The organism is Endozoicomonas sp. ONNA1 (assembly GCF_024606325.1).
GTDB lineage: Bacteria > Pseudomonadota > Gammaproteobacteria > Pseudomonadales > Endozoicomonadaceae > Endozoicomonas_A.
Window position 1 is genome coordinate 1 of sequence record NZ_JAHHPN010000136.1, and the last position, 2676, is coordinate 2676.

At 49.8% G+C, this 2676-nt stretch carries 2 protein-coding genes; both read left to right on the plus strand.

What is annotated here, in order from left to right; genetic code table 11:
- A partial coding sequence (locus KDK19_RS03220) for a hypothetical protein (protein WP_257291325.1) occupies positions 1-351 on the plus strand: 351 nt, incomplete at its 5' end.
- 104 nt (positions 352-455) lie between these two features.
- The coding region (locus KDK19_RS03225) for a hypothetical protein (RefSeq protein ID WP_257291326.1) at positions 456-2676 on the plus strand (2221 nt) is incomplete at its 3' end.

The window sequence follows — 2676 nt, forward strand, 5'->3', positions numbered from 1 at the left end:
ACCTGTAAACGACAGTATTACCAGAGTTGGGTGGGTTGGTATCTGGATTGTGCGCTACCTGTAAACGACAGTATTACCAGTGAAAAAATGAACGGTTTGATCCAGCAAAGTTTTCGGGATGTACTGGGTTCCGAAATCAGCGAGACTCATCAGGATGCCCTGTCAGCACTGGAAATCTGGTTTGCTGCCCGTTACGAACCGGACAACACCCTGAGCAACAAAGTTCATAACCAAACCACCCTGCACTCTATACAGCAGGCCTTCAAAGAAATCACCAAACAAACGCGACCTGACTTTGATACCTCCGGATCGGCAGTCCATGAGCTGGTGCAACGCTTGGACAGGATTTAAGCCGCTGTCAGCAGGCCTATCATCTCAACAGAAAACACGGCGGTCGTCAGGCGACACTGGTTGAAGGCCCGGCTGGACGGGGTAAAGATGCCACGCTGAATCTGATGATCGACAGTGTCAAACAGCAGGCCAGGCAGCGGGGAGAATCCATGCCGGGAGTCTTTTCCCTGAATGCCTGTGATTGCTCCTGGAACAAAGTGTGTGAAAAAATCCAGACGGCAAAAGTGAATGGCGGCATCGTGGTCATCTCGGAAATGAATCTGATCGACAGCCAGCACCTGGAAGGTGAGCTGAACGACATATTGGCCGGTGACGCGCATCCGGGCTTCCACCTGTTTGCCACGACCAACCCACCCGAGTACAGCGGACGCAAACCCTTATCACCGGCGCTGAAAGGGCGTTTCCGACATTTACCTATCCGGCAGTACAGCCCGGCAGAATTGCAGGCCATTGCTGAGAAAGTGTTGCCACAGACCCCACAGGGGAAAATAATCGCTGAAGATCTGGCTAATATACACTGTCGTTTGAGGACTTGCCTGCAACAGAAAAAACTGCCGTTGCAGCCGACCAGTCTTGATTTACAGAATGTCACCAGAGCCGTCATCAGAGGCGGTGATTTTACTGAAAACGGCCTTCACCAATGCCTCAACCAGCACTACCGGCTTTACCTGATGGCAGCCAATGTATCACTGGATAAACTGCCAAAGTCGTCGGCTATTGCCATGGGTAAAAGCGAGCTTGATGCCGGACTTTGCAAATGGTTCAACGAAACGGTACCGAAAATGAATCGCCCGTGGTTGATACGAGGCAGCGATTGCAACAGTGTTGATGAAAAAAACTGTGAAATCCGTATTAAGACCGGTCTGACAAAAAAGGAAGCCAAAACCGAAATCATTAAGGGTGTGGCTCAGGCCAAATGGCAAGCATCCGGTCTTTCCCTGAAGCCGGATGAGTCGGACGACATTCTCACCCGGGCACTTTACCGACACTGGCAACAGTGCTGGTTTGATCGTACGTTTAGCAGTACCGGCATGGACGCTGGTAGTGTATTTCCCATGACGACAGAAGAGCAACAAACGCTGAAAATGTCCACTAACCAGCCTTATCTTCAGGCGGCTGACCAGCGGATAAGCGCGTGGAAGGCCGATGATGTTCAATGGTGGCCTGCATTCTGGCATCAGCTCAGTGATCTGGCGAACCATTTGGTAGACGATTTTATCGACGAAGCATCCGCTTTCGTCGGTGATAACACTCCTGAAGAAGACATGCCACAAGTCCACGAGGAACAAACTCCGGCATTGGACCAGAAAACGAACCATGAGTCACAACCCGTCAATAAAGCGTTGGCTTTTTACGGCGGTGAGGCTACTGAAAAGTACATTCCACAAGCTTACAAAGAACAGGCTCCGGCACTGGATCAGAGAGCAAACCATGAGCTACAACCTGTTAATAAAGCGATGGCTATTTACGGTGATAAAGCACCTGAAAAATACCATCCAGAAGCCCTTGGGAATGAGGCTCCGGCATTGGACCATATAACGAACTATGAGAGCTGGGGTAAGTCAAAACTTAACGAATATGTAATTTTCGAACATAGGCACTATTCTCCCGGGATGTATCGATGGTGGGCAGAGGATGTTTGTGTGTTTACTGAGGGCGAAGTCCAACTGATCAGTATTAATGATAAACACCTGCAGGGGGCCGAAATTATCATACCTGCCCGGTTACCAGAGCATGACCAGCCAGTGACATTAGCCAGCAACCAAACGCTGGCAACCTTTGACTGGACATCGGACAATGGTCGCTACGCCTTGCCCAGCCTGGAGCCTGATAACTATATAGTAGCCCTGCGCATGAAACCCGATTGGCCGTTTACCCTGGTCAGGGACCGGTATACCGGGCTTCACACACTGTCTATTCCAGAGGCCAGAGCCAACCAGAGTATTCGATTTACTTATGTTGTAGAACGCCGGAAACCGGGCAAAGAAAAATCTGCTAAAGAAGCCCGGTTAAAAGCAGCCCGGTTAAAAGAATCAAACCGTTTTGATGCCCGCTGTTCAGAAGGCATGAAAACAGTACTGGAAGAAGTGCTGACGAACATTGGCCAGCAACCATCAGAAATACAGGCGCCTTTGCTGAGAATAAAGAAAGCCAAAGACACGACGCAACGCATTAAGGCGATCAGTGACTATTGCCTGAAGTTTTCCGGTGGTGCCATACCAGAAACCGGAGAAAACTTCTTTCGTTTCCTCGTAACACGGCAACAGGGGAGCTGTCGTCATCGTGTGCCTGTTTTTATTGCTTTTTGTCGTTATTTTGGGATTC